This window comes from Nocardia gamkensis NBRC 108242 (assembly GCF_001612985.1).
In the GTDB taxonomy this organism is placed as follows: Bacteria; Actinomycetota; Actinomycetes; order Mycobacteriales; family Mycobacteriaceae; genus Nocardia; species Nocardia gamkensis.
The window spans coordinates 1-20,257 of record NZ_BDBM01000085.1 but is presented as its reverse complement, the minus strand read 5'-3'; the positions used below and the strand labels follow the sequence as shown (position 1 = coordinate 20,257).

The following is a 20,257-nucleotide window of genomic DNA, read 5'->3' as shown; positions in this document are numbered from 1 at the left end:
CCGCGGTGTACGCCTCCGAACTTCGGTCCCGTTCGCCCGGCTCCACCATCGACTTCTGATCGTTCTTTTCCGCCACGGGGTGAAATATCCTGGAGCAATGGCGAGCAGCCGCGCGGGCGGCGTTCCAGGGGCAGCACAGCCGACCGATTACGCGTCGGCCGACGCGTATTCGGTGCGTGACACGCTCTCGCAACTGCGGCTGCGCGAACTGCTCGGCGAGGTCAAAGATCGCATCGAGCAGATCATCGACGCCCGCGACCGGATGGACGGCCTGATCGAGGCCATGCTCACCGTCACCTCCGGCCTGGATCTGGACCGCACCTTGCGCACCATCGTGCACACCGCGATCTCCCTGGTCGATGCCCGCTACGGCGCACTGGGCGTGCGCGGCCACGACCAGCAACTCACCCAGTTCATCTACGAAGGCATCGACGAACCCACCCGCGAACAAATCGGTGACCTCCCCCAGGGCCACGGCGTCCTGGGACTTCTGTTCAGCCAGCCCAAACCCATCCGGCTGGACAACCTCGCCGAGCACCCCTCCTCGGTCGGCTTCCCCGCCCACCACCCACCGATGCGCACCTTCCTCGGCGTACCCGTCCGCATCCGCGACGAAGTGTTCGGCAACCTCTACCTCACCGAGAAGGCGGGCGGCCAGCCCTTCACCGAAGACGACGAAGTCATCGTGCGAGCCCTGGCCGCCGCGGCGGGCATCGCGATCGACAACGCACACCTCTACGAATCCGCCCGCACCCGGCAAGCCTGGATCGAAGCCACCCGCGACATCACCACCGAGTTCCTCGCAGGCACCGCCCCCGACCGAGTCCTGACCGACCTGGTGGAGGCCACCTGCCGGCTCACCGGCTCGCAACAGACCTTCCTGGCGGTCGTCCCGGACCCCGAGAGCCCGCCCGAGGAGATCACCGAACTCCTGATCACCCACACCGCGGGCAGCGCGGACGACCAGCGGCTGATCAAACTCTCACTCGGAGACACCACGATCGGCCAAGCGTTCGGCTCGCGTTCTCCGCAGCGGGTCGACGACGCGCGCCGCGCCGATCTCGGCAAGATATTCCCCGACGCCGGACCCGCCCTGGTGTTACCCATGCAAACCTCCGACTCCACCGTCGGCGTGTTAGTGGCGCTGCGCGCGGCGGAATCGGCGCCCTATAACGACGAGATCCTCGCATTGACCGCCGCCTTCACCGACCAAGCCGCTCTGGCGATGCGGCTGGCCGACGCCCAACAGCGCATGCGGGAACTGGACATCCTCTCCGACCGCGACCGCATCGCCCGCGACCTGCACGACCACGTCATCCAGCGACTGTTCGCCGTCGGATTGAGCCTGCAGGGCACCGTGCCGCGCACCCGCGTCCCCGAAGTACGCGAACGCATCACCGACGCCATCGACGACCTGCAAGACGTCGTCCAGGAGATCCGGACCTCCATCTTCGACCTGCACGGCGGCGACAGCCACGGCGCGCGAGTACGCCAACGCATCGAGGAAGCCATCCGGCAACAGACCGAGGCCAGTGGACTGCGCACCTCCGTGCGCATCACCGGTCCCCTCTCGGTGATCGACCCGGAACTGGCCGACCACGCCGAAGCCGTTGTCCGCGAGGCGGTCAGCAACGCCGTGCGGCACTCCGGCGCCGACTCGGTCGCGATCGAGATCACCGTGGCCGACGACCTGACCGTCGTCATCGAGGACGACGGACGCGGTATGCCCGCCGATATGACGACGAGCGGACTGACCAATCTGGCCCGGCGCGCCGAGCAGGCCGCCGGAACTTTCACCGTCACGGCCGGTACCGGACCGGACGGCAGCCCAGCGGGCACCCGATTGCGCTGGACAGTCCCGCTGCGCTGATCATCGAGAGTCCGGTAAGGGCGCGCTGTCGAACGAGGAGGGTCATGGCCGAGGAGCCGATGGAGTGGGGTGGTGCGCTGTGGGCGGCTGCCGACCTGGTGACCCCCATGGCCATCCGGGTGGCGGCGACGCTGCGGTTGGCCGACCACATCGCCGCGGGCACACGGACGGCCCATGCGCTGACCACGGTGGTGGACGCGGACCGGGACGCGCTGGGACGCCTCTTGGACCACCTCGTGACCGCCGGGGTGTTGTCTCGTGTGGATCCCGGTACCTACGGCCTGACTGCGTTGGGTGAGCGCCTGCGCGACGACCATCCGGAAGGAGTGCGACGATGGATCGATCTGGAAGGCGCCGTCGGACGCGCCGATCTGTGCTTCGTGCAGTTGTTGCACACCGTTCGCACCGGTGAACCCGCGTTCCCCCGTCAGTTCGGCCGCACGTTCTGGGACGATCTGTCCGCCGACCCCGGGCTGGGAGCGTCTTTCGACGCGCTGATGGGAGCCCGGTTGGCGCAGGACGCGCCTGCGGTGGCCGACGCCTACCCATGGGGCGCCCTCGGGCACGTCATCGACGTGGGCGGCGGCGACGCCAGCCTGCTCATCGCCCTGCTTCGGGCCCACGACGCACTGCGCGGGACGGTCATCGACCTGCCCGGCCCGGTGGCCCGCGCGGACCGGGCCATCGCCTCCGCCGGACTGACCCATCGAGCAGACGCACAGGTCGGCAGCTTCTTCGATCCCCTCCCCGCCGGAGCGGGCGGCTATCTGCTCTCCGGTGTCCTGCACGACTGGGACGACGAGGCTGCGGTCCGCATCTTGCAGCGCTGCGCCGACGCGGCCTCGGAGACGGGAAGGGTGCTCCTCGTCGACCACATCGGCGAGGCGGGCGGCAGCCCGCCGGACACCGAGGGAGATCTCCGGATGCTCTGCTATGTCCGCGGCCGGGAACGCACCCTCGACCAAGTGAGCGCGCTGGCCGAGTCGGCCCGCCTAGAGGTCGGTTCGGTCGTCCCGGCCGGTTCGCGGTCGATCATCGAGTTGCGTCCTACTCGCTGAGCCACCACCGATCGGGCGCACCGGACCGCGGCCCGCGACTTCCGATCGTGCTCGCACCGGATGTGATCCAGGCACTCAGCACGGATCCCCTCCGGGGTGGATTGCGCCGCTCATCGAGGTGGGGTTCCGCTGACCGGATTCAGGGTCGCAGTCGGGAGGCGGGTTCGAACGCCTCGGTCACGACTCGAAGAGAAGGTAGAGACCGGTGAAGGTGAAGCCCACCATGACCAGCATCAGAGCCAGTTGACCGGTGACCCGGTGGGCCCGCGGCAGCAACCGTAGGCAACGGTCGTGCGCAGCGGCTACGCCGAGGATGTGGCCGATCACCACGGCCAGCACCTTGATCGTGCCGAGCACCGCGGGGTGAGTGGACAGGAGGTAGGCGACGTCGCGGTCGGCGAGGCCGGCGAGGTTCCATCCTCGTCCGAACGGATCCGCGAACAAAAGCACCGTCGCCTGGCCCTTCTCGACCAGGAACGTGAGGTAGTGGGCCACCAGATAGCCCGCGACGATCGGGGTCAGGCTGTGGGCGAGGCGAACCGGAAGCAATGTCCGCTCGGCCGCGGAGAGGCCGCCGGTGGCGCGGGAGGCGGTCCGGAACGCGACGGCGACGGCGAGGATGAAGCCCAGCAGCCCTGCCGTCTTCAGGAGGGTCGGCAGGACATCGGATCCGCTGTCACCGGCGTCGGCCAGCAGCCCGCGCCAGGAAGGGAATGTGGTGAAGCTGTCGAACGCCGTCGATCCCAGCAAAGTGGCAGCTACGGCTACCGCGCCGATCCGCACCGGGGTGCCCGCCAGATTGCCCAACGGCGATCGCAGGACGAACGCACCGGTCTCGCGCCGGCCGACCGGGCTCAGCCTGCCCACCAGACTGCTGTACACCTCCAGCGGATCGGCGTGCTCGGTCCATGCGGTACCGCACACGATCAGTCCCGTCGTGCTCACCACGAGGTAGGCCACGAACCACGTGGTCACGGCGCTCACCGAACCGGGTTCCGGGTAGGCCAGTTCGAGCCATACGAAGGAGAACAAACCCAGCACCGCGGGCCACTGTCCCCAGGAATCGGGATAACGCACCAGACCGTCGGCGGGCCGACGCCCCCACACCAGACAGATGGCGCGATGCACCGCACGCACCGGTGACAAGACCTTCCACACGGGTCCGGCGACCAGCGAGGCGACCATGACACCGACCCACAGGAAGATGTAGACGACACCGGGGACGGGGTTGCGTGCCGGGTCGGAAGGCCCGAACAGGCCGATCGCGACGACGGCGAGGGTAACGGCCACGCTCACCGTCGAGATCGCGACCCGGACCGCCCGCGAGTCCACGATCGCTCGCACCACCGACGGCAGCGCGACCCCAGGCGACCGGGAATCGAGCCGGGGTTCGCGCCAGGCGAGCACCAGCACCGCGAACGAGAAGGTCAAGGCCCAGGCGGCACCGATGAGCGCGTACGACAACGGGATCGGCAGGTCGGTGGCGCCGCCGATGCCGTGGGCGAGAACTGTCATCCGCGAACGAGCAGTGTCGCCACCGTGCGCCGGGCGTGGTGCAGTTCGATCTCCACCCGCCCCGGCACGTCCACGGTGAAGCGGAACCGCTGACCGGCACCAGGGGCGATCGCGAAGGTGTGCTCGGGCGTGGCATGGACGTGCAGTTCGTCGTCGGTGTCGCTGTCGACCACGAGCTCGATCGGTCGTCCCACCCGGGTTTCCAGGCGGACGTCGGCCGGACTCACCGAGCCGGCGGCGATCCGCACGGCGACGACGAGACTGTCCGACTCCCCGGCTACGGTGGCCGTCGGCGCGGTGGCGGCGGGATCCGACGAGGCGCAGCCCGCCACGAGCAGACCACCCGCGAGGACGAGCGCGCACCGATGCCGCGCGAATGCCATCACTCCTCCTCCCCTCCGTGCTCGGACGGCGAACCGGACGCGCGATCGCGCTCTTCGGCGCGACGATCTCGCACTGCGACGAGAACTACGACGGCGACGACGAGCAGGGCGGGCAGGAAGGCGGGTATCGCGAGCAGGATCGAATGATCGGCCAGCACGTCCACGCTGCCGGAGCCACGGGTCATCGCGAGACCGCCGGTTCGGGCACGGCCGTTCGGCTCGTGCGCGGATACCGGTCGTTGATGCGCGCCGCGCCCCAGGACAGCGCCCCGACGAGGATGAGGCTGCACGCCAGCACGACGAGCGACGCCGCGGCGAACAGCCAGGAGGGGTAGTCGAACGACCGCTCCCGCTGAAGCACGGAGATCTCGCCGATGAACGGCCGGGTGAACGAGGCGAGGGCGGGCACCTCCTCGACGCCGATGCCGGGGTCGGCGGCCATGAAGATCGGCACCGCGGTCAAGACGCGCCCGTCCTGCATCCGCAGGATGGTCTTCCACGACCCGTGAGCCGGAACGGGTTCGGTGGAGACGTAGTGCCCGGCTTCCACTCGCCGCAGGTGGTCGACGACCAGCCCACGGCCGGGACTGTCCGAGCCGATTCCGCCCTGCCAGGCGAGGATCTGCATCCATTCGGGATCGGAACCGACGAGATCACCGGGCGTGACGCGGACGTCCGCGAGCACCATCCTCCCGTCCGGGTCCGATCCGGCGTCGCGCAGTGTGACCGTGGCGGTGGCCTGTTCCGGTACGTCGATCAGCAACCCGTTGGCGGTCGCGGCCGCCACGATCAGCACCGCGGCGACCATCAACCCGCGGCGCACCGGCGGACGTGGCAGCGGCTCGCCCCGCAACGTCATCGCCAGCAGCGCGCCGACGACACCGCCCGCGATGCCGGTGGGCACTGCCATCGCCAGCAGTTCCGGCCACATGGCGGTCGGCCAGGGATTGACGAACATCGCATCGACCCAGAGCGATTCGAGCCACAGCCCAACGGTCGCGATCCCCAGACCGCAGAGCGCGCCCCACCAGATCGGCCGCCGGGCGAGCGGCAGCAGCGCGAGCAGTTCCACCACGACCGCGCAGCCCAGATAAAGCGGGAAGACATTGCGTGGCGCGTCGATGATCGGACCGCCGACCAGCACGGCCACCACGGTCCGCACCAGAGCGGCGAAGCCCACCACCACCAGCGTGCTGAACGGCCCCAGGCTCGCGCGCGCGGCGACCAGGGAGATGGCCGCCGCGGCGGCGATGAGCATCGGTTGCAGCACGAGCCGGAATTGCTGCACGCCGAAGTCGAATTCCACCTGGAACACCGAGAGCCCGATGAGCAGGCCACCGAAGGCGAACGACCGCAGCAGCCACATCAACCTGCCGTCGGCTCGGTCGGGTTCGGGCCTGCTGTGCCTGCCCTCGAATTCGAGCAGCAACACACCGACCAGCGACAAACCCGCGCCGCCGATGAGCATCAGATGCGTCGGCCCCCACAGCGTGACGTCCTGCCCGAAGATCCGATGCCAGATGTCGTCGAGGGGGAAGCCGATCAAGGCGTAGAGACCGGCGCCCGCGATCAGGATGCCGCCGACGGGCGCGTACCAGGTACGGGTGATGCGGACCGCCGCGGCGCCCGGCTTTTCGTCCAGGGGCAGCACGATCGCCGACATGCCGGCGGTGAACAGGAAGAACAATCCCGCCAGGATGAAGTAGTGCGCCGGATTCGCCAGCGGCCCGTTGTCGCGGCCGTTGCCCACGTGCAGGCTGACATCCCAGATGAAGCCCAGCAGAGCCGTCAGAATCGTCGCGAGGAACATCGCGAGCGGAAGGGCGACCCAGCCGGGGCGATTGAACAGTCGGCCGAGACGATCGGCGACCCGCTGCAGCCAGCTGATCCGGCGGGTGCGGTGCAGATACCCGACCCACAGCAGGACGAGAGCCACCACTCCGGCGGCGCCGGTCATGATCGCTACCTGGTCCAGCGCCGCTCCGCCGCCCTCGGTGCCGGGTGCGGCGAACCATCCGACCTGATCATGCGCGATGTCGCGCACAGGAGACCTCCATCACACGCAGGAATATATGTTACGAACGGTACCATAAAAGTCATCGTCGGGGCCGCGAACGGCGCGAACGGATCCGTTCAGCCGACGATCGGCAGGTTGCGTTCCTCGTCCAGCCTGGTCAGCGCCTCTTGCATGATCCCGGTGACGTGCTGGTAGGCCGCCTTCGGATCGAGCTCGGGACCCGACACCGCCCGCAGATCGATCGGGTCCAGGAACTCGACGGTGATCTTGCTGGGCAACGGCAGATGCCCGGCGAGGTCACCGACGTCGAGCCCCCACGGAAGAGCGATCGAGATGGGGAACACCTTCAGCCGCAGCATGCGGTCCAGCCGCAACAGGCGCGCGATCCGGTCCCCGCGGGTGAGCACCAGCTGGGTCTGCTGCGCACCGATGTTCACCACCGGCACGATCGGAACCCGCTCGTTCCAGGCCAGGCGGAGAAAACCGGTGCGACCGGCGAAGTCGACGCGGTCCTCCTCCCAGGTCGGGCGGTGCACCTCCCAGTCGCCCCCGGGGTAGACCAGCACGGCGGCGCCGTCGCGCAGCGCCTGCTCGGCGTTGCCCGGGTCGGCGTTCACCGTGCCGAAGCGGCGCAGCAACGAGCCGATCACCGGGTAGGCCATCACCATGTCGTGGGCGAGCTGGAAGAAGGGCCGGTGCGGGCCGAAACGCCGGACGAAGGCCAGGGTCGTCACCAGCACCTCCGGCGAGACGTTCCCGCCCGAGTGGTTGCTCACCAGCAACACCGGCCCCTGCTCGGGAATCCGCTCCAGGCCGCGCACCTCCGCCCGGAAGTAGAGGCGCACCAACAGCCAGCCGAGGCCCATGGTGTCCGCGATGAACTTCGGGTCACGGTCGGAGGGGTCCGCGGTGGGAACCCGCGCTTTCACTTGCCGGGCGACCCAGTTCGTCGCGTGATCGACCGTCGCGCCGGCCAGTCGGAAGACACTCATGGGCAACGACTTCCGTGACTACCCGCCGATCGAGAGCAGCTGGTCGAAGAACGCCCGGTACCCGCGCAGCGCCTGCCGCAGCCCCTCGGTGTCGGACGTGTCGCCGCGCCGCTCGTCCAGTTCGCGTTTGCGCTGCTGGTAGGTGGCGGTGATCTGGTCGATGATGTCGCTGAGCAGTGTGTCCGCCCGGGCGACGGCGTCGCTCGGATCGTCGACGAAGGTCACCTGGGCCTCCCGCCACTGGGTGCGCAGCCGATCCAGGTCGGTGTCGGCGAACAGCGGCGCGGGCTGGTCTTCGGCCGCGGGGGCAGCGGTCGGCGTGACGCCCGAGCGGGTACCCGTGTCGTGTGAAGCGGCTTGTTCGGCCGTCCCGATGCTGCCACGCTCGGCGTCGCCGCCGAGTTCGGTGTGCTCGGCGTCGGTGGCGTGCTGTCCTGCCGGTGCGTTCCCGCGGGCCGCCTCCGCTTCCTGGGCCACGGGACCGGGCCTATTCGGCTCGGACGCGGCGTCGGTGGTCCGTGCGCGTCCGGCCTCATCGATCAGATCGGGGTTCGCCGCCTGCTCGGTATCCCGGCGCGTTGCCGCGGATTCGCCCACCGCGCCTGCTTCGTGCAGGCGCTCGGCCTCGCCGGACCTGTCGTACTGCGATTCGGCGCGCGTTTCCTCCGCTGTCGCCGACTCCCCTTCCATCTCAACGCTGTACGGCCGCCGTTCGGACTCGGTACTCATTATTTCACGTCCCTCTTCCCCTGATCGGTCACTCCGACCAGGTCTTCGAACAGTTCCCGGTAGTGCACGATGGCCGTGCGACGATCCTCCGTGGACACCGCGGCGCCCGCGGGCCGAGTCGCGATATCGTGCGCGGCGCGATAATGGCCCAGCGGCTCGGCGTGCTCCACGGACAGATCCGCGAGCTGCTGCTCGTAGTTCTCCGTGGGGTAGCCGCGCTCTGACATGATCGTGGTGACGAGGCGATCGGCTTCGGTCAGCGCCCCGGCGGGGTCGTCGATGAATCGTTCCTGCACCTCTACCCAGCGGGTGGAATAGACCCGTTTCTCGTCCTCCGAGAGATCCCGCAACCGCAACTGCGAGTGCCTGCGCTCGCGCTCGGCGAGTTCCCGCTCGGCGGTCTTGCGGTCCTCGAGTTCCTGGACCGTCCGGTCGTATTCCGGGCCGAACCGGCGCCGTAGTCGCTGCCTGCGCAGCGCGGGCCACACCAGCAAGGCGATGATGGCCACGACGACGACAATGGCGATGACGACAATGATTGCCCATGCTCCAGCCGACATCCGAACCTCCTTGTCGAGCTTGTCCGCTGGGGTAATGCCTCCTCGCCGTGGTTCCAAACACATGTTCGTCAAGGGGATTCGACGGACGCGGCAGGGCCGCTCGGACACCCCCTCACATCCGGTGTCCGAGCGGCCCTGCGATGAGTTCAGCGCACCAGCGCCGGTCGCTTGCTGTCGAAGCGCCAGCCCGGCACGAGGTACTGCATGGTCGCGGCGTCGTCGCGATCGCCGAGACCGGCCCGGTGGTAGAGCTCGTTGGCGACGGCGATCCGCTCGTCATCGAGCTCGACGCCGAGTCCAGGGCGCGCGGGCAAGGTGAGCATGCCGTCGGCGATGCGGTAGGGATCGCGGGTGATGCGCTGGCCGTCCTGCCAGATCCAATGGGTGTCGATGGCGGTGATGGTGCCGGGGGCGGCCGCGGCGACGTGAGTGAACATCGCCAGGGAGACATCGAAGTGGTTGTTGGAGTGCGAGCCCCAGGTCAGACCCCACGCGTCGCACAACTGGGCGACCCGGACCGAGCCCGCCATGGTCCAGAAATGCGGGTCGGCGAGCGGGATGTCGACCGCGCCCGCGCGCACGGTGTGGCCGAGTTCGCGCCAGTCGGTGGCGATCATGTTGGTGGCGGTGGACAGACCGGTCGCCCGCTTGAATTCCGCCATGACCTCGCGACCGGAGTAGGAACCCTCCGGGCCCACCGGGTCTTCGGCGTAGGCGAGAACGTCGGTGAGTCCGCGGCACAGTTCCACGGCCTCGCTCAGCAGCCACCCGCCGTTGGGGTCCAGGGTGATCCGCGCGTCCGGGAACTCCTCGGCGAGCGCGCGGACGGCGGCGGCTTCCTCGTGCCCGGCCAGCACCCCGCCCTTGAGTTTGAAGTCCCGGAAGCCGTAGCGCTCGCGGGCGGCGCGGGCGAGCGCGACCACGGCGTCTGGAGTGAGCGCCGCCTCGTGCCGCAGCCGCTGCCAGGTATCGGCGCCGGCGGGCTCGTCGGCGCCGGATCGATAGGGCAGGTCGGTGCGGGTGCGGTCGCCGACGAAGAACAGGTAACCGAGCACCGGCACCGCGGTGCGCTGCACGCCGTCGCCGAGCAGTGCGGCCACCGGCACCTCCAGATGCTGTCCGAGCAGGTCCAGCAGCGCGGATTCCACGGCCGTGACGGCGTGCACGGTGACCCGCAAATCGAACGTCTGACTGCCGCGCCCACCCGCGTCGCGACCGGCGAAGGTCCGGCGGATGTCGCCGAGCACGGCGTGGTAGTCGCCGATGGAGCGGCCGAGCACCAATTCCCTGGCGTCGGTGAGTGTGGCGCGGATGCGTTCACCGCCGGGCACCTCACCCACCCCGGTGCGTCCCTCGGAATCGGTGAGGATCACCAGGTTGCGGGTGAAGTAGGGCGCGTGCGCGCCGCTGAGATTGAGCAGCATGCTGTCGTGGCCCGCGATCGGCACGACGCGCATGCCGGTGACGCGCGGAGTGCGCGGCGAGGATGTCATGACCGATTCTCCGAGGTGGTAGCGGCAAGGGTATTCGGGAAGGCGACCGGTTCGCGATCGGCGGCCTCGACGGTGGGATCGGCGGGGGCACCGGCGCGGTCGGCGGTGGGGCGCGCCCCACGCAGCAGCAGCACCGAGGCCGCGGCGAGCAAGGATGCGGCGGCCAGCGCGTACAGACCCCAGGTGACCTCGCCGGTGACCGACTTCACCAGACCGAAGCCGTAGGGCGCGACGAAGCCGCCGAGGTTTCCGAGGGAGTTGATGATGGCGATGGCCGGCGCCAGGACCAGCGGGTGCAGTCCCGACTGCGGGATGGACCAGAACAGCGGGCTCGCGCTCTTGAAGCCCATCGCCGCCACGCACAGGAACACCAGGGCGAGCCACGGCGAGGTGATCGCGGCCAGATAGGTGCCGACCGCCGCGGTGAGCAGCGCGATGACCAGCAGTGGCCGCCGGTTGCCGGTGCGGTCACCGATCCGGGCCGAGACGTACATGGCGACCACGGCGCAGATCCACGGCAGGGAGGCGAGCAGGCCGACGGTGATGTCGTTCACGCCGTCGATGCGGCGGACGATAGAGGGCAGCCAGAACGTATTGGCGTAGATGGAGAGCTGGATGGCGAAGTAGATCCAGCAGAAGAGCAGCAGCTTCGGATCGGCGAGCATGCGCCAGCGCGACGCTTTGTGCGCGACACCCGAATTGACGGCCTTGTCGATCTCCTCGTCGGCGATGGTTTCGCTCAGCGCTTTCCGCTCCCCCGCGGTCAGCCATTTCGCGTCTTCGATCCGGGAATCGAGAAAGAAGAAGGCGATACAGCCCACGATCACCGAGACCATTCCCTCGAGGCCGAACATCCATTGCCAGCCGTGCAGGCCCGCGCCGCCGTCGAGCGAGAGCAACGGACCGGACAGCGGCCCGGAGATCGCGGCCGCGATCGACGACCCGGCGACGAACAGCGCGGTGGCGCGGCCGCGGTGGCTATTGGGCAGCCATTTGGCCAGGTAGAAAATCACCGCGGGGAAGAATCCCGCCTCCGCGGCACCGAGCAGGAAGCGCAGGACGTAGAACATCGTGGCGTTCTGCACGACCATCATCGCCGCGGAGATCAGCCCCCAGCTGACCATGATCCGAGTGAGCCAGATCCGCGCCCCGAACTTTTCCATCATCACGTTGCTCGGCAATTCGAACAGCGCGTAGGCGATGAAGAACACGCCCGCGCCGAACCCGTACGCGGCGGCGCCGATGCCGACGTCCGCTTCGAGATACTCGCGGGCGTAGCCGATATTGGATCGGTTTATCTGGTTGCAGATCAACATGACGATGAACAGCGGGACGACGCGTCGAAAGAATTTCGATACGGCCGCATCCAGTTCCGCAGTCGGCTGCCGAGTGAACGACATCGTCCACTCCTTTCGGTCGAACCACCACCGCGCTCCACGGTGCTGTGGGAAAGAGATCTTCGGGGCGAGTGACTCGCCTCACAGCACCGAACTTAGAGAGCAGGCACGATTCCCGTCCAACACCATTTACGGATGAATCGATACAGGAAAGGTATCGGAAGGCGTTTCGGCCCGTTACGCCAGCCCCGCGAGCAGGCGGGCCAGCGCCGGGTTCTCGTGGTCCTGCGGCCAGACGAGATCGAGTTCGACCACCTTGGCGACGTCGGCCAGTGGTCGATACCGGACGTTGTCGAATCGCATGCCCGCCGCCGACTCGGGCACCAGCGCCACGCCCCAACCCAGGTCGACCAGGGCGAGGATGCTGTGCACCTGGGTCATGTACTGGGTCACCACCGGCACTACCGCCGCGGCGTGCAGCACGCTGGTCACCAACTGGTGGAAGTAGCGCGCTTCGACCGGGGCGTGCATGACCATGTCCGCGCCGTGCAATGCCGTGACCGGCAAGGGCTCGGCCGAGCCGGCGAGCGGATGACCACCGGGCAACGCGGCGATCAAGCCCTCGCGCACGAAGGTGCGGGTGGCCAGATCGGGCCGGGTGATCGGCGGGCGCACCATGCCCAGATCCAGCGATCCCTCCGAGAGCGCCTCCACCTGGTCCATCGTCACCAGCTCGCGCAGTTCCACATCGACATCCGGCAGCAGCGACCGCGCGATCGACAGCACCGGGGGCAGGCCGGAATGCACGCTCGCGCCGGTGAAACCCACCCGCAGCACCCCGCCGGTGCCCGCGGACACCCGGCGCACCGCCAGCGCCGCGCGCTCGGCCTGCTGCAACAGCCGACGTGCGTCCACCAGGAAGGCCTGACCGGCGCGGGTGAGCCGGACCGTGCGATTGGCACGATCGAAGAGTTCCGCGCCCACCTCCTTCTCCAGCAGCTGGATCTGCCTGCTCAGCGGCGGCTGCGTCATCCGGAGCCGCTCCGCCGCGCGCCCGAAGTGCAGTTCCTCGGCGACGGCCACGAAGTGGGTGAGCTGCACGAAGGTGAACATTCGATACCGACCTTGTATTGAAAGATATGCAAACAGTGTTGGACGTGAATCATAAATCGTTCCTAGGGTGGGCTCAGCCGGCCCATCGAACAGGAGAGCCACCATGACCACTGCCGCACCGCAGGACATCGCCCGGAAGCTCGGCTCCGGACTGTTGTCCTTTCCGGTCACCCATCTGCGCGCCGACGGCTCGTTCGACGAGGCGGCCTATCGGGAGAACATCGCCTGGCTCGGCGGCTACGACGCGTCCGGCCTCTTCGCCGCGGGCGGCACCGGCGAGTTCTTCTCCCTCACCCCCGCCGAGGTGGAGCAGGTGGTCTCCGCCGCGGTAGCCGAAGCGCCGGAGGGACTGCCGGTCATCGCACCGGCCGGGTATGGCACGGCCACCGCGGTGGAGATGGCGCGGGCGGCGCAACGGGCGGGTGCGCACGGAATCCTGCTGCTGCCGCCGTATCTCACCGAGGCGAGCCAGGAAGGACTGGTCGCCCATGTGCGGCAGGTGTGCGCGGCCACCGACCTCGGCGTGATCATCTACTCGCGGGCCAATGCCGCCTACACCGAGACCGCCGTCGCCGAACTCGCCGACCGTTGCCCGAACCTGATCGGATTCAAGGACGGCATCGGCAACATCGAGCAGATGACCCGCATCTACGCCGCCCTCGGCGACCGGCTCACCTACGTGGGCGGCCTGCCGACCGCGGAGATGTTCGCCCTGCCGTACCTGGCCCTCGGCGTGACGACCTACTCCTCGGCGATCTACAACTTCGTCCCGGATTTCGCGCTCGCTTTCTACCGGGCGCTGCGCCGCGGCGACACCGAGTTCGTGCGCACCGCGCTGAACGACTTCGTGATCCCCTATTGCGACCTGCGCAACCGCAAGCCGGGCTATGCGGTCAGCATCATCAAAGCGGGCATGAAGGTGATCGGGCGTCCGGCAGGCCCGGTGCGCAGCCCGTTGACCGACCTCGACGACGTCGAACTCGCCGAGCTGGCCGACCTCGTGAAGAAGGTGAGCTGATGACCGCCGCACGCACCGATACCGCGACTTTGACCGGCGCCAACCTGGTGGGCGCCACGGACGTCCCGGGCGCCGCCGGGCCGTTCCACGCGACCGACCCGGCGACCGGTGCCGACCTCGGCCCGGTGTACCGCGAAGCCGACGACGCGACGGTCGCCCGTGCCGCCGAACTGGCCGCGGCGGCCTTCGAGTCCTACCGGCACACCGGCTTCGGCCCCCGCGCGGCGTTCCTGGACAGCATCGCGCGGGAGATCGAGGCGCTGGGCGATGTCCTCGTCGACCGGGTGATCGCCGAGACCGGGCTGCCCGAGGCCCGGGTGCGCTCGGAGATCGGCCGCACCACCGGCCAGTTGCGGCTCTTCGCCGAAGTGGTGCGCGAGGGCAGCTGGACCGGCGCCCGCTGGGACCGGCCCGACCCGCAGCGCAGTCCGCTGCCGAAACCCGATCTGCGGCAACGCCGGATCCCGCTCGGACCGGTCGCGGTGTTCGCGGCGAGCAACTTTCCCCTCGCCTTCTCGGTGGCCGGTGGCGACACCGCCTCCGCCCTGGCGGCGGGCGCGCCCGTGGTGGTCAAGGCGCACCCCGCGCATCCGGGCACCTCCGAACTGGTGGGCCGGGCGGTGCGCGCGGCCGTACGCGCACACGACCTGCCCGAGGGCACCTTCTCCCTGATCCACGGCGGCGTGGACACCGGCTCGGCGCTGGTGCGCGACCCACGGATCCGGGCGGTCGGCTTCACCGGCTCGCGGCGGGCCGGGCTCGCGCTCGTCGCGGCCGCCGCGGCGCGGCCGGTGCCCATCCCGGTCTTCGCCGAGATGTCGAGCGTCAATCCGGTGTTCGTGCTACCGGGGGCCCTGGCCGAGCGCGGCGCGCGGCTCGGCGCCGAATTCGTCGCCTCGCTCACCACCGGCGTCGGGCAACTGTGCACCAGCCCCGGCCTGGTCTTCCTGGCCGACGGCCCCGGCGCCGACGACTTCGTGGATGCGGCGAGCGCGGCGGTCACCGCCGCCTCCGGTGCTCCGATGCTGAACCCGGGCATCGCCTCCGCGTTCGCCACCGGTGTACGCCGCCTGGCCGCCACCGAAGCCGTACGCACGGTCGCGACGGGCACCGACGCCGGGGCCGTGTGCATCGGCGTGCCCCAGCTGTTCGTCACCACCGGTGAGCGGTTTCTGGCCGACCGGGACCTTCAAGAGGAAGTGTTCGGGCCCGCCTCGATCGTCGTCCGGGTGACCGGCGAGGAGCAGTTCGCCGCCCTGGTCGACGAGCTCGAGGGCCAGCTCACCGCGACGGTGCACGCCGCGCCGTCCGATCGCGAACTCGCCCGAGCCCTGCTGGGCAAGCTCGAACTGATCGCGGGCCGGGTGCTCTTCGACGGCTGGCCCACCGGAGTGGAGGTCGGCCACGCGGTGGTCCACGGCGGCCCGTTCCCCGCGACCAGCGCGCCCGCGACCACCTCCGTCGGCAGCCGCGCCATCGAGCGCTTCCTGCGCCCGGTCGCCTACCAGAACGTCCCCGACGACCTTCTCGCCGATGAGATCCGCGCGGACAACCCACTCGGCATCTGGCGGCGCGTGGACGGGGCCATCACGCGGGACTGACATCCGGTCCGCGTAGGTACCGAGCGGCGCGCCCGGCGACACCGCCTGGCGTGCCGCCGCATCGGGTCATGGCCGCTCGGCGGGCGTCATGCCCACGCCTGCTGCCCGTTCGCCATGGGCAGCGGCGGGATGAGTTTCGCCCAGAACTCCCGGCGCACCGCGTCCCACAGCCTCGCCAACTCCGGGAGAAGTTCTCGTGCCCCCGCGAGGTCGGGGTAGTTCTCGGGACTGAAGGAGACGACGGGCGACGCATCGCAGGTGTTGTCCACGGCGACGATCGCGATCAGATGGTGCCGCACGAAACGCCAGGTCACCCGTACACCGTCCACTTCCGTATGGCGCACGTCATCCATCGCCGACACCCTGGCGCCGCGCGCCGCGTGCGCGCTCGCCCTCTTGGTCTACCAGCCGTACCACCGTCGTCTCGGCCGCCGACCCGCCACGGCGGCGGACGCGCCACCGTCGTCGCTCACTATGACTGCTCCGGCTCTCCGGCATGAAGAAATCCCACTCCGATCGCGACGCCCGTGGGTCCGGGCGCCTCTGCGGCCAGTTCCACGGCGATTAACATAAGACATTAGAGGTCATAGTTCAATGCCAGGGCGCAGCTATCACTGCTCGCGTACGTCCGCTCCCGTGTCGAGCCGGGCATGCGAGGGCCGGTACCTCTAATCTCAGACTTCATGTTTCAAGTGTTCGTTGACTAGGATCGATCTACATCCCATCGAGGAGTCGCGTTGTCCAAGCGGGAGAGCGCCGGGTTGTCCGCTCTCGGCGCCGTGCTGTCACCGCTCGAGGGTGGCGGTCCGAAAACCGAGGCGGTGGTGCAGCGACTGTGTGCCGCCATCGGCCTCGGCCTGATGGTCGACGGCCAGCAGTTACCGAGTGAGACCGAACTGGCCAACCAATTGGGCGTGTCGACGATGACCCTGCGGGAGGCTCTGGCAGTCCTCCGCCAGCGCGGCATCGTGCACACCAAGCGCGGACGCGGCGGTGGCAGTTTCATCCAAGGCGCCGCGGAGGCCTTGGAGAGCACGTCCTTGGCGAAGTTGCAGCAGATGAGTATCCAGGAATTGCGCGATCTGGGGGACGAACACTTCGCCGTCACCGGTGCGGCCGCCGTATTCGCCGCGCGCCGCGGCCTGCGGGCCGATATCGCCCGGCTCCGGTCCTTGGCCGACCGGCTGGAGGGCAGCAGCGAACCCATTTCGGCGCGCCGGGCCGACAGCCGTTTTCATATCGAAATGGCGGTGTGCGCACAATCCACCCGATTGACGCGCGCCCAGGTCGCTCTGCAAGCCGAACTCTCCGCACTGCTCTGGTTGCCCGGGCTGGAACTGGATCCGGCGGCCGAAGCCACCGCTCACCGTGACTTGGTGGACGCGATCGAAAGAGAAGACGATACCCGGGCGAGAGAACTGGCAGAATCACAAACCGAATCACGTATCCGCCGCCTCGTCGCCCTTCGTTTGGAGCTCAGTTGATCCATGAAGGACACCGATGAAGATGCCGCCCCGGTGACCGTCGAGTCACTCGCTTCGGCCGTCACGGAGCTGGCCGAGGAGGTCTACCAGTCGCTGGGAATCATCGGGTCCGAGCTGGCCACACTGTGGGAAGCCTTGACCGGAGAGCGACAGCTCGCCCCCCGATCGGCCGACTTGGCACTTCTGCGCGAGACCATCGTCGGCGAACTCGAGCGGCGCGGGAAGCTGCTCGAAAGCGCGGGCGTTGTGATGGCCGACGGCATTCTCGCCGATCGCCCCCGATACTTGGAGTGGTGGTTGCTGGACGCACAGCGCAGGCCGCAACGCCTGGTGCTGGAATTGAATCCCCACAGCGAATACTTCTACGACTACACCGGAATGGAATGGTTCGCGATACCGCGTGAGCAGGGCCGCCGCTGGGCGCATGGGCCGTGTCTCGATTACGCGTGCACCGATCAGTACGTCTGCACCTTCGCGGTACCGGTCACGATCACCTCCGGAACTTTCCTCGGAATCGCCGGTGCGGACGTCCCGGTCGCCTCGATCGAGGAGATCCTGCTGCCACGCTTCCGGGCATATGACCGGCGAGTGGTGCTGGTGAACAACGAAGGGCGCGTCATCATGGGGACCGATCCCGAATTCACCACAGGATCCAAGACGAGCCGGATGGACCGACCCGCCGCGGCGGTGCCGATCGAGGCGACGGCCTGGTCGTTGTATCCGCTGGGACAGCGGTAGCGGCGCCACCCACGCAGCGGGATCGTGCGGACGGCGTGTGGTGCGCCCCGATGAATGGGGTCGTGCGACGCGCAGGAGTTCGCCGAATACTCGTGCCCATGAAGGCGATCACCACGAGCCTCCTCGTGACGGCCACACTCCTCGCTCCGCTGCCGACCGCGTCCGCCGCGCCGCTCGAACAGCAGGCGCCCATCGCGGAGACCGGGTCGGCGTCGACCGGATCCGCCACCCAGGCGCTGTGCCGATTGCTGCGCATGCTGCGCGCCGGGTACGTCGACAGTTCCGGCGGCGGTCCCGCTTGCGCATTCCCCTGATGCCGCGGACGGCGACCGCTCTCGATACAGCCGGGGGATCGCCGCGTCCCGGACACGACCGCCGACCCGCCCATGCGCCATAGACGTCACCGAGATCGCTTGCTGCGCTTGCATTCTCGTAATAGCAAGCGGAGTGTACCCGCACCGCCGAGACCGGGCATCGTGAGCCGGAGCGCAAGCAGGCCGAGGGCCGCGGGAGTGCGGCGGCACTGGACTGGAGCGCCTGGTCGGCGAAAGATGTGAGACGCAGCATAATTCGCCCGGCGCTGCCGTATGCCGTGCCGAAGGCAGGTCACCGGCTGTGTACTGTCCGGGCGGGGGCAGGCACTCTGGACTTCTCGCGAGAGGACTACCGGTGTGTCTGCGACACCATTGCGAGCAAGTAGCGAGGTTGTGGGTCGGATCGAGGGTGTTCGGTGTGAGAACCGGCGCCGCCTGAAGGAGAGAGTACGGGAATGAAGATGGATCGCCGTTCTGCGCGTGGAAATCGCCGTCGCCGCTCCGGCGCTCCCCTCTTCGGGCAACTGCTCACCGCCGCGGTGGAATCCGCCGCCGACACGGTGGCGATCCGGTTCTCTCCGACCGGTGATCCCGCCGACACCGTGCAGCTGACCTACCGGCAGCTCGACGAATCGTCGTCTCGGCTGGCGCGGGAGTTGATCGACCGAGGACTGGGCCCCGGCGACGTGGTGGCCATCGGCATACGGCGCTCGCTCGAGTCGGTGCTGTCGGTGTGGGCGATCGCCAAGACGGGCGCCGCCTATGTGCCGATCGATCCCACCTATCCGCCCGACCGGATCGCCTACATGGTGTCCGATTCCGGAGCGGCGCTCGGCCTGACCACTTCCGCCTACCGCGAGGCCCTCGGCACCTCCCTCCCCTGGATCGAACTCGACGATCCGCGAGACCAGGAGCGAATCGGGCGGTGGCCCGCGCACCCCGTCTCGTACACCGATCGGGTGCGGCTGCTCACCGAGCAGCATCCCGCCTATGTCATCTTCACCTCCGGTTCGACCGGCCGGCCCAAGGGTGTCGTGGTCACCCATTCCGGATTGGGCGCGATGGTGGCGTCCGAACGCGAGCGCTACGACGTCACGGAAGGCTCGCGGGTGATGCACATCTGCTCGCCGAACTTCGACGTGTCGGTGCTGGAACTGCTGCTCGCCTTCGCCACCGGATCCACCCTGGTCATCGCGCCGCCGACGGTGTTCGGCGGGTTCGAACTCGCCGATCTGCTTCGGCGCGAACGCGTCACGCACATGCTCATCACTCCCGGTGCGCTGGAATCGGTGGACCCCGCGGGCCTGACGGACCTGCGCGTCGTCATGGTCATCGGCGACAGGTTCGGCCCCCACCTGGTGAACCGGTGGGCCGGTGACGGCCGCGCGATGATCAACGGTTACGGCCCCACCGAGGCCACCGTCATCGCGACCAGCAGCGCGCCGCTCGTGCCGGGTGAGACGGTCACCATCGGCAGCGCGATACCCGGATTCGGCTTGTTCGTATTGGATTCCCGCTTGCGCCCGGCTCCGGCCGGCGTGATCGGCGAGCTGTATCTGTCGGGTCCCGCGCTGGCGCAGGGTTATCTGGACCGGCGAGGTCTCACCGCGGCACGCTTCGTGGCCAACCCGTTCGGCGGCGAGGCCGGTAGTCCCGGGTCGCGCATGTACCGAACCGGCGATCTGGCGCGTCGTCTGAGTTCGGGTGGCATCGAGGTCTTGGGACGTTCGGACTTCCAGGTGAAGGTTCGTGGCTTCCGCGTCGAACTGGGCGAGATCGATGACGCGCTGAGCCGCCATCCGGATGTCGAGTTCGCGGTGACCTTGGGCAAACGGCAACCGAACGGCACGACCATGCTGGTGTCCTACGTGCTGCCCGAAGCGGCCACGGTCGACGCGGCGGGCACCGCGATCGACTTCGACACCACCGAACTCGTCGACTTCATCTCCGAGTCGTTGCCTGCTTACATGATTCCGGCGTCGATCATGGTGTTGGAGGAGATTCCGTTGACGCCGGTGGGGAAGCTGGATCGGGT

The 20,257-nt window shown here is 68.8% G+C and carries 19 protein-coding genes; 8 read left to right on the top strand and 11 right to left on the bottom strand.

Annotated features, from left to right (window positions below):
* The first annotated feature begins 97 nt into the window (after positions 1 to 97).
* Both NG1_RS34085 and NG1_RS34080 read left to right on the top strand, forming a co-directional pair.
* Positions 98 to 1,870 carry a sensor histidine kinase gene (locus NG1_RS34085; RefSeq protein ID WP_084499397.1) on the top strand — a complete coding sequence of 591 codons (1,773 nt, stop codon included), beginning with the start codon at positions 98 to 100 and terminating at the stop codon, positions 1,868 to 1,870.
* A 44-nt stretch (positions 1,871 to 1,914) separates the two neighbouring features.
* A complete protein-coding gene (locus tag NG1_RS34080; RefSeq protein ID WP_062977882.1) occupies positions 1,915 to 2,928 on the top strand; it encodes a methyltransferase in 1,014 nt (337 codons plus the stop codon).
* A 177-nt stretch (positions 2,929 to 3,105) separates the two neighbouring features.
* Here NG1_RS34080 and NG1_RS34075 read toward each other — a convergent pair whose 3' ends face one another.
* The 10 genes from NG1_RS34075 to NG1_RS34030 all read right to left on the bottom strand — a co-directional run bounded on the left by NG1_RS34075 (position 3,106) and on the right by NG1_RS34030 (position 13,067).
* A complete protein-coding gene (locus tag NG1_RS34075) occupies positions 3,106 to 4,443 on the bottom strand; it encodes a hypothetical protein (RefSeq protein ID WP_062977880.1) in 1,338 nt (445 codons plus the stop codon).
* A complete protein-coding gene (locus tag NG1_RS34070) occupies positions 4,440 to 4,826 on the bottom strand; it encodes a hypothetical protein (protein WP_062977878.1) in 387 nt (128 codons plus the stop codon). The genes NG1_RS34075 and NG1_RS34070 overlap by 4 nt, the downstream gene beginning before the upstream one ends.
* On the bottom strand, positions 4,826 to 5,011 hold the full coding sequence (locus NG1_RS34065; RefSeq protein ID WP_062977876.1) for a hypothetical protein: 186 nt from the start codon (positions 5,009 to 5,011) through the stop codon (positions 4,826 to 4,828). The genes NG1_RS34070 and NG1_RS34065 overlap by 1 nt, the downstream gene beginning before the upstream one ends.
* Positions 5,008 to 6,783 (bottom strand): hypothetical protein, encoded by a 1,776-nt coding sequence (locus tag NG1_RS34060; protein ID WP_245660174.1) that lies wholly within the window; start codon positions 6,781 to 6,783, stop codon positions 5,008 to 5,010. Before NG1_RS34060 ends, NG1_RS34065 begins: the two co-directional genes overlap by 4 nt.
* A 176-nt stretch (positions 6,784 to 6,959) precedes the next feature.
* Positions 6,960 to 7,835, bottom strand: coding sequence for a lysophospholipid acyltransferase family protein (locus NG1_RS34055; RefSeq protein ID WP_062977874.1), 876 nt, complete (start codon positions 7,833 to 7,835; stop codon positions 6,960 to 6,962).
* Between the two features lie 18 nt (positions 7,836 to 7,853).
* The gene (locus NG1_RS34050; protein WP_062977872.1) at positions 7,854 to 8,564 is read right to left on the bottom strand and encodes a hypothetical protein; all 711 of its coding nucleotides are present in this window, start codon (positions 8,562 to 8,564) and stop codon (positions 7,854 to 7,856) included.
* On the bottom strand, positions 8,564 to 9,124 hold the full coding sequence (locus tag NG1_RS34045; protein ID WP_062977870.1) for a hypothetical protein: 561 nt from the start codon (positions 9,122 to 9,124) through the stop codon (positions 8,564 to 8,566). The genes NG1_RS34050 and NG1_RS34045 overlap by 1 nt, the downstream gene beginning before the upstream one ends.
* Positions 9,125 to 9,270: 146 nt before the next feature.
* Entirely contained in the window at positions 9,271 to 10,617 is a 1,347-nt protein-coding gene (gene gudD, locus NG1_RS34040) for a glucarate dehydratase (protein WP_062977868.1), read from the bottom strand.
* On the bottom strand, positions 10,614 to 12,017 hold the full coding sequence (locus NG1_RS34035; RefSeq protein ID WP_062977867.1) for an MFS transporter: 1,404 nt from the start codon (positions 12,015 to 12,017) through the stop codon (positions 10,614 to 10,616). Before NG1_RS34035 ends, gudD begins: the two co-directional genes overlap by 4 nt.
* Positions 12,018 to 12,191: 174 nt before the next feature.
* On the bottom strand, positions 12,192 to 13,067 hold the full coding sequence (locus NG1_RS34030) for a LysR substrate-binding domain-containing protein (RefSeq protein ID WP_062977865.1): 876 nt from the start codon (positions 13,065 to 13,067) through the stop codon (positions 12,192 to 12,194).
* A gap of 103 nt (positions 13,068 to 13,170) precedes the next feature.
* On the opposite strand from NG1_RS34030, the gene kdgD reads away from it, so the two are divergent.
* Both kdgD and NG1_RS34020 read left to right on the top strand, forming a co-directional pair.
* Complete coding sequence (kdgD, locus tag NG1_RS34025) at positions 13,171 to 14,085, top strand: 5-dehydro-4-deoxyglucarate dehydratase (RefSeq protein ID WP_062977863.1); 915 nt, start codon at positions 13,171 to 13,173, stop codon at positions 14,083 to 14,085.
* A complete protein-coding gene (locus tag NG1_RS34020; protein WP_062977861.1) occupies positions 14,085 to 15,686 on the top strand; it encodes an aldehyde dehydrogenase (NADP(+)) in 1,602 nt (533 codons plus the stop codon). Before kdgD ends, NG1_RS34020 begins: the two co-directional genes overlap by 1 nt.
* A gap of 86 nt (positions 15,687 to 15,772) precedes the next feature.
* Here NG1_RS34020 and NG1_RS34015 read toward each other — a convergent pair whose 3' ends face one another.
* Complete coding sequence (locus tag NG1_RS34015; RefSeq protein ID WP_062977859.1) at positions 15,773 to 16,039, bottom strand: hypothetical protein; 267 nt, start codon at positions 16,037 to 16,039, stop codon at positions 15,773 to 15,775.
* 384 nt (positions 16,040 to 16,423) lie between these two features.
* Between NG1_RS34015 and NG1_RS34010 the strand changes: the two genes are divergently transcribed.
* The 4 genes from NG1_RS34010 to NG1_RS33995 all read left to right on the top strand — a co-directional run.
* Positions 16,424 to 17,170: a FadR/GntR family transcriptional regulator gene (locus NG1_RS34010; protein WP_062977857.1), complete on the top strand. Its 747-nt coding sequence runs from the start codon at positions 16,424 to 16,426 to the stop codon at positions 17,168 to 17,170.
* Between the two features lie 3 nt (positions 17,171 to 17,173).
* Complete coding sequence (locus NG1_RS34005; RefSeq protein ID WP_062977855.1) at positions 17,174 to 17,908, top strand: cache domain-containing protein; 735 nt, start codon at positions 17,174 to 17,176, stop codon at positions 17,906 to 17,908.
* A gap of 98 nt (positions 17,909 to 18,006) precedes the next feature.
* Positions 18,007 to 18,222 carry a hypothetical protein gene (locus NG1_RS34000; protein ID WP_062977852.1) on the top strand — a complete coding sequence of 72 codons (216 nt, stop codon included), beginning with the start codon at positions 18,007 to 18,009 and terminating at the stop codon, positions 18,220 to 18,222.
* Positions 18,223 to 18,677: 455 nt separating this feature from the next.
* The coding region (locus NG1_RS33995; RefSeq protein ID WP_157114409.1) for an amino acid adenylation domain-containing protein at positions 18,678 to 20,257 on the top strand (1,580 nt) is incomplete at its 3' end.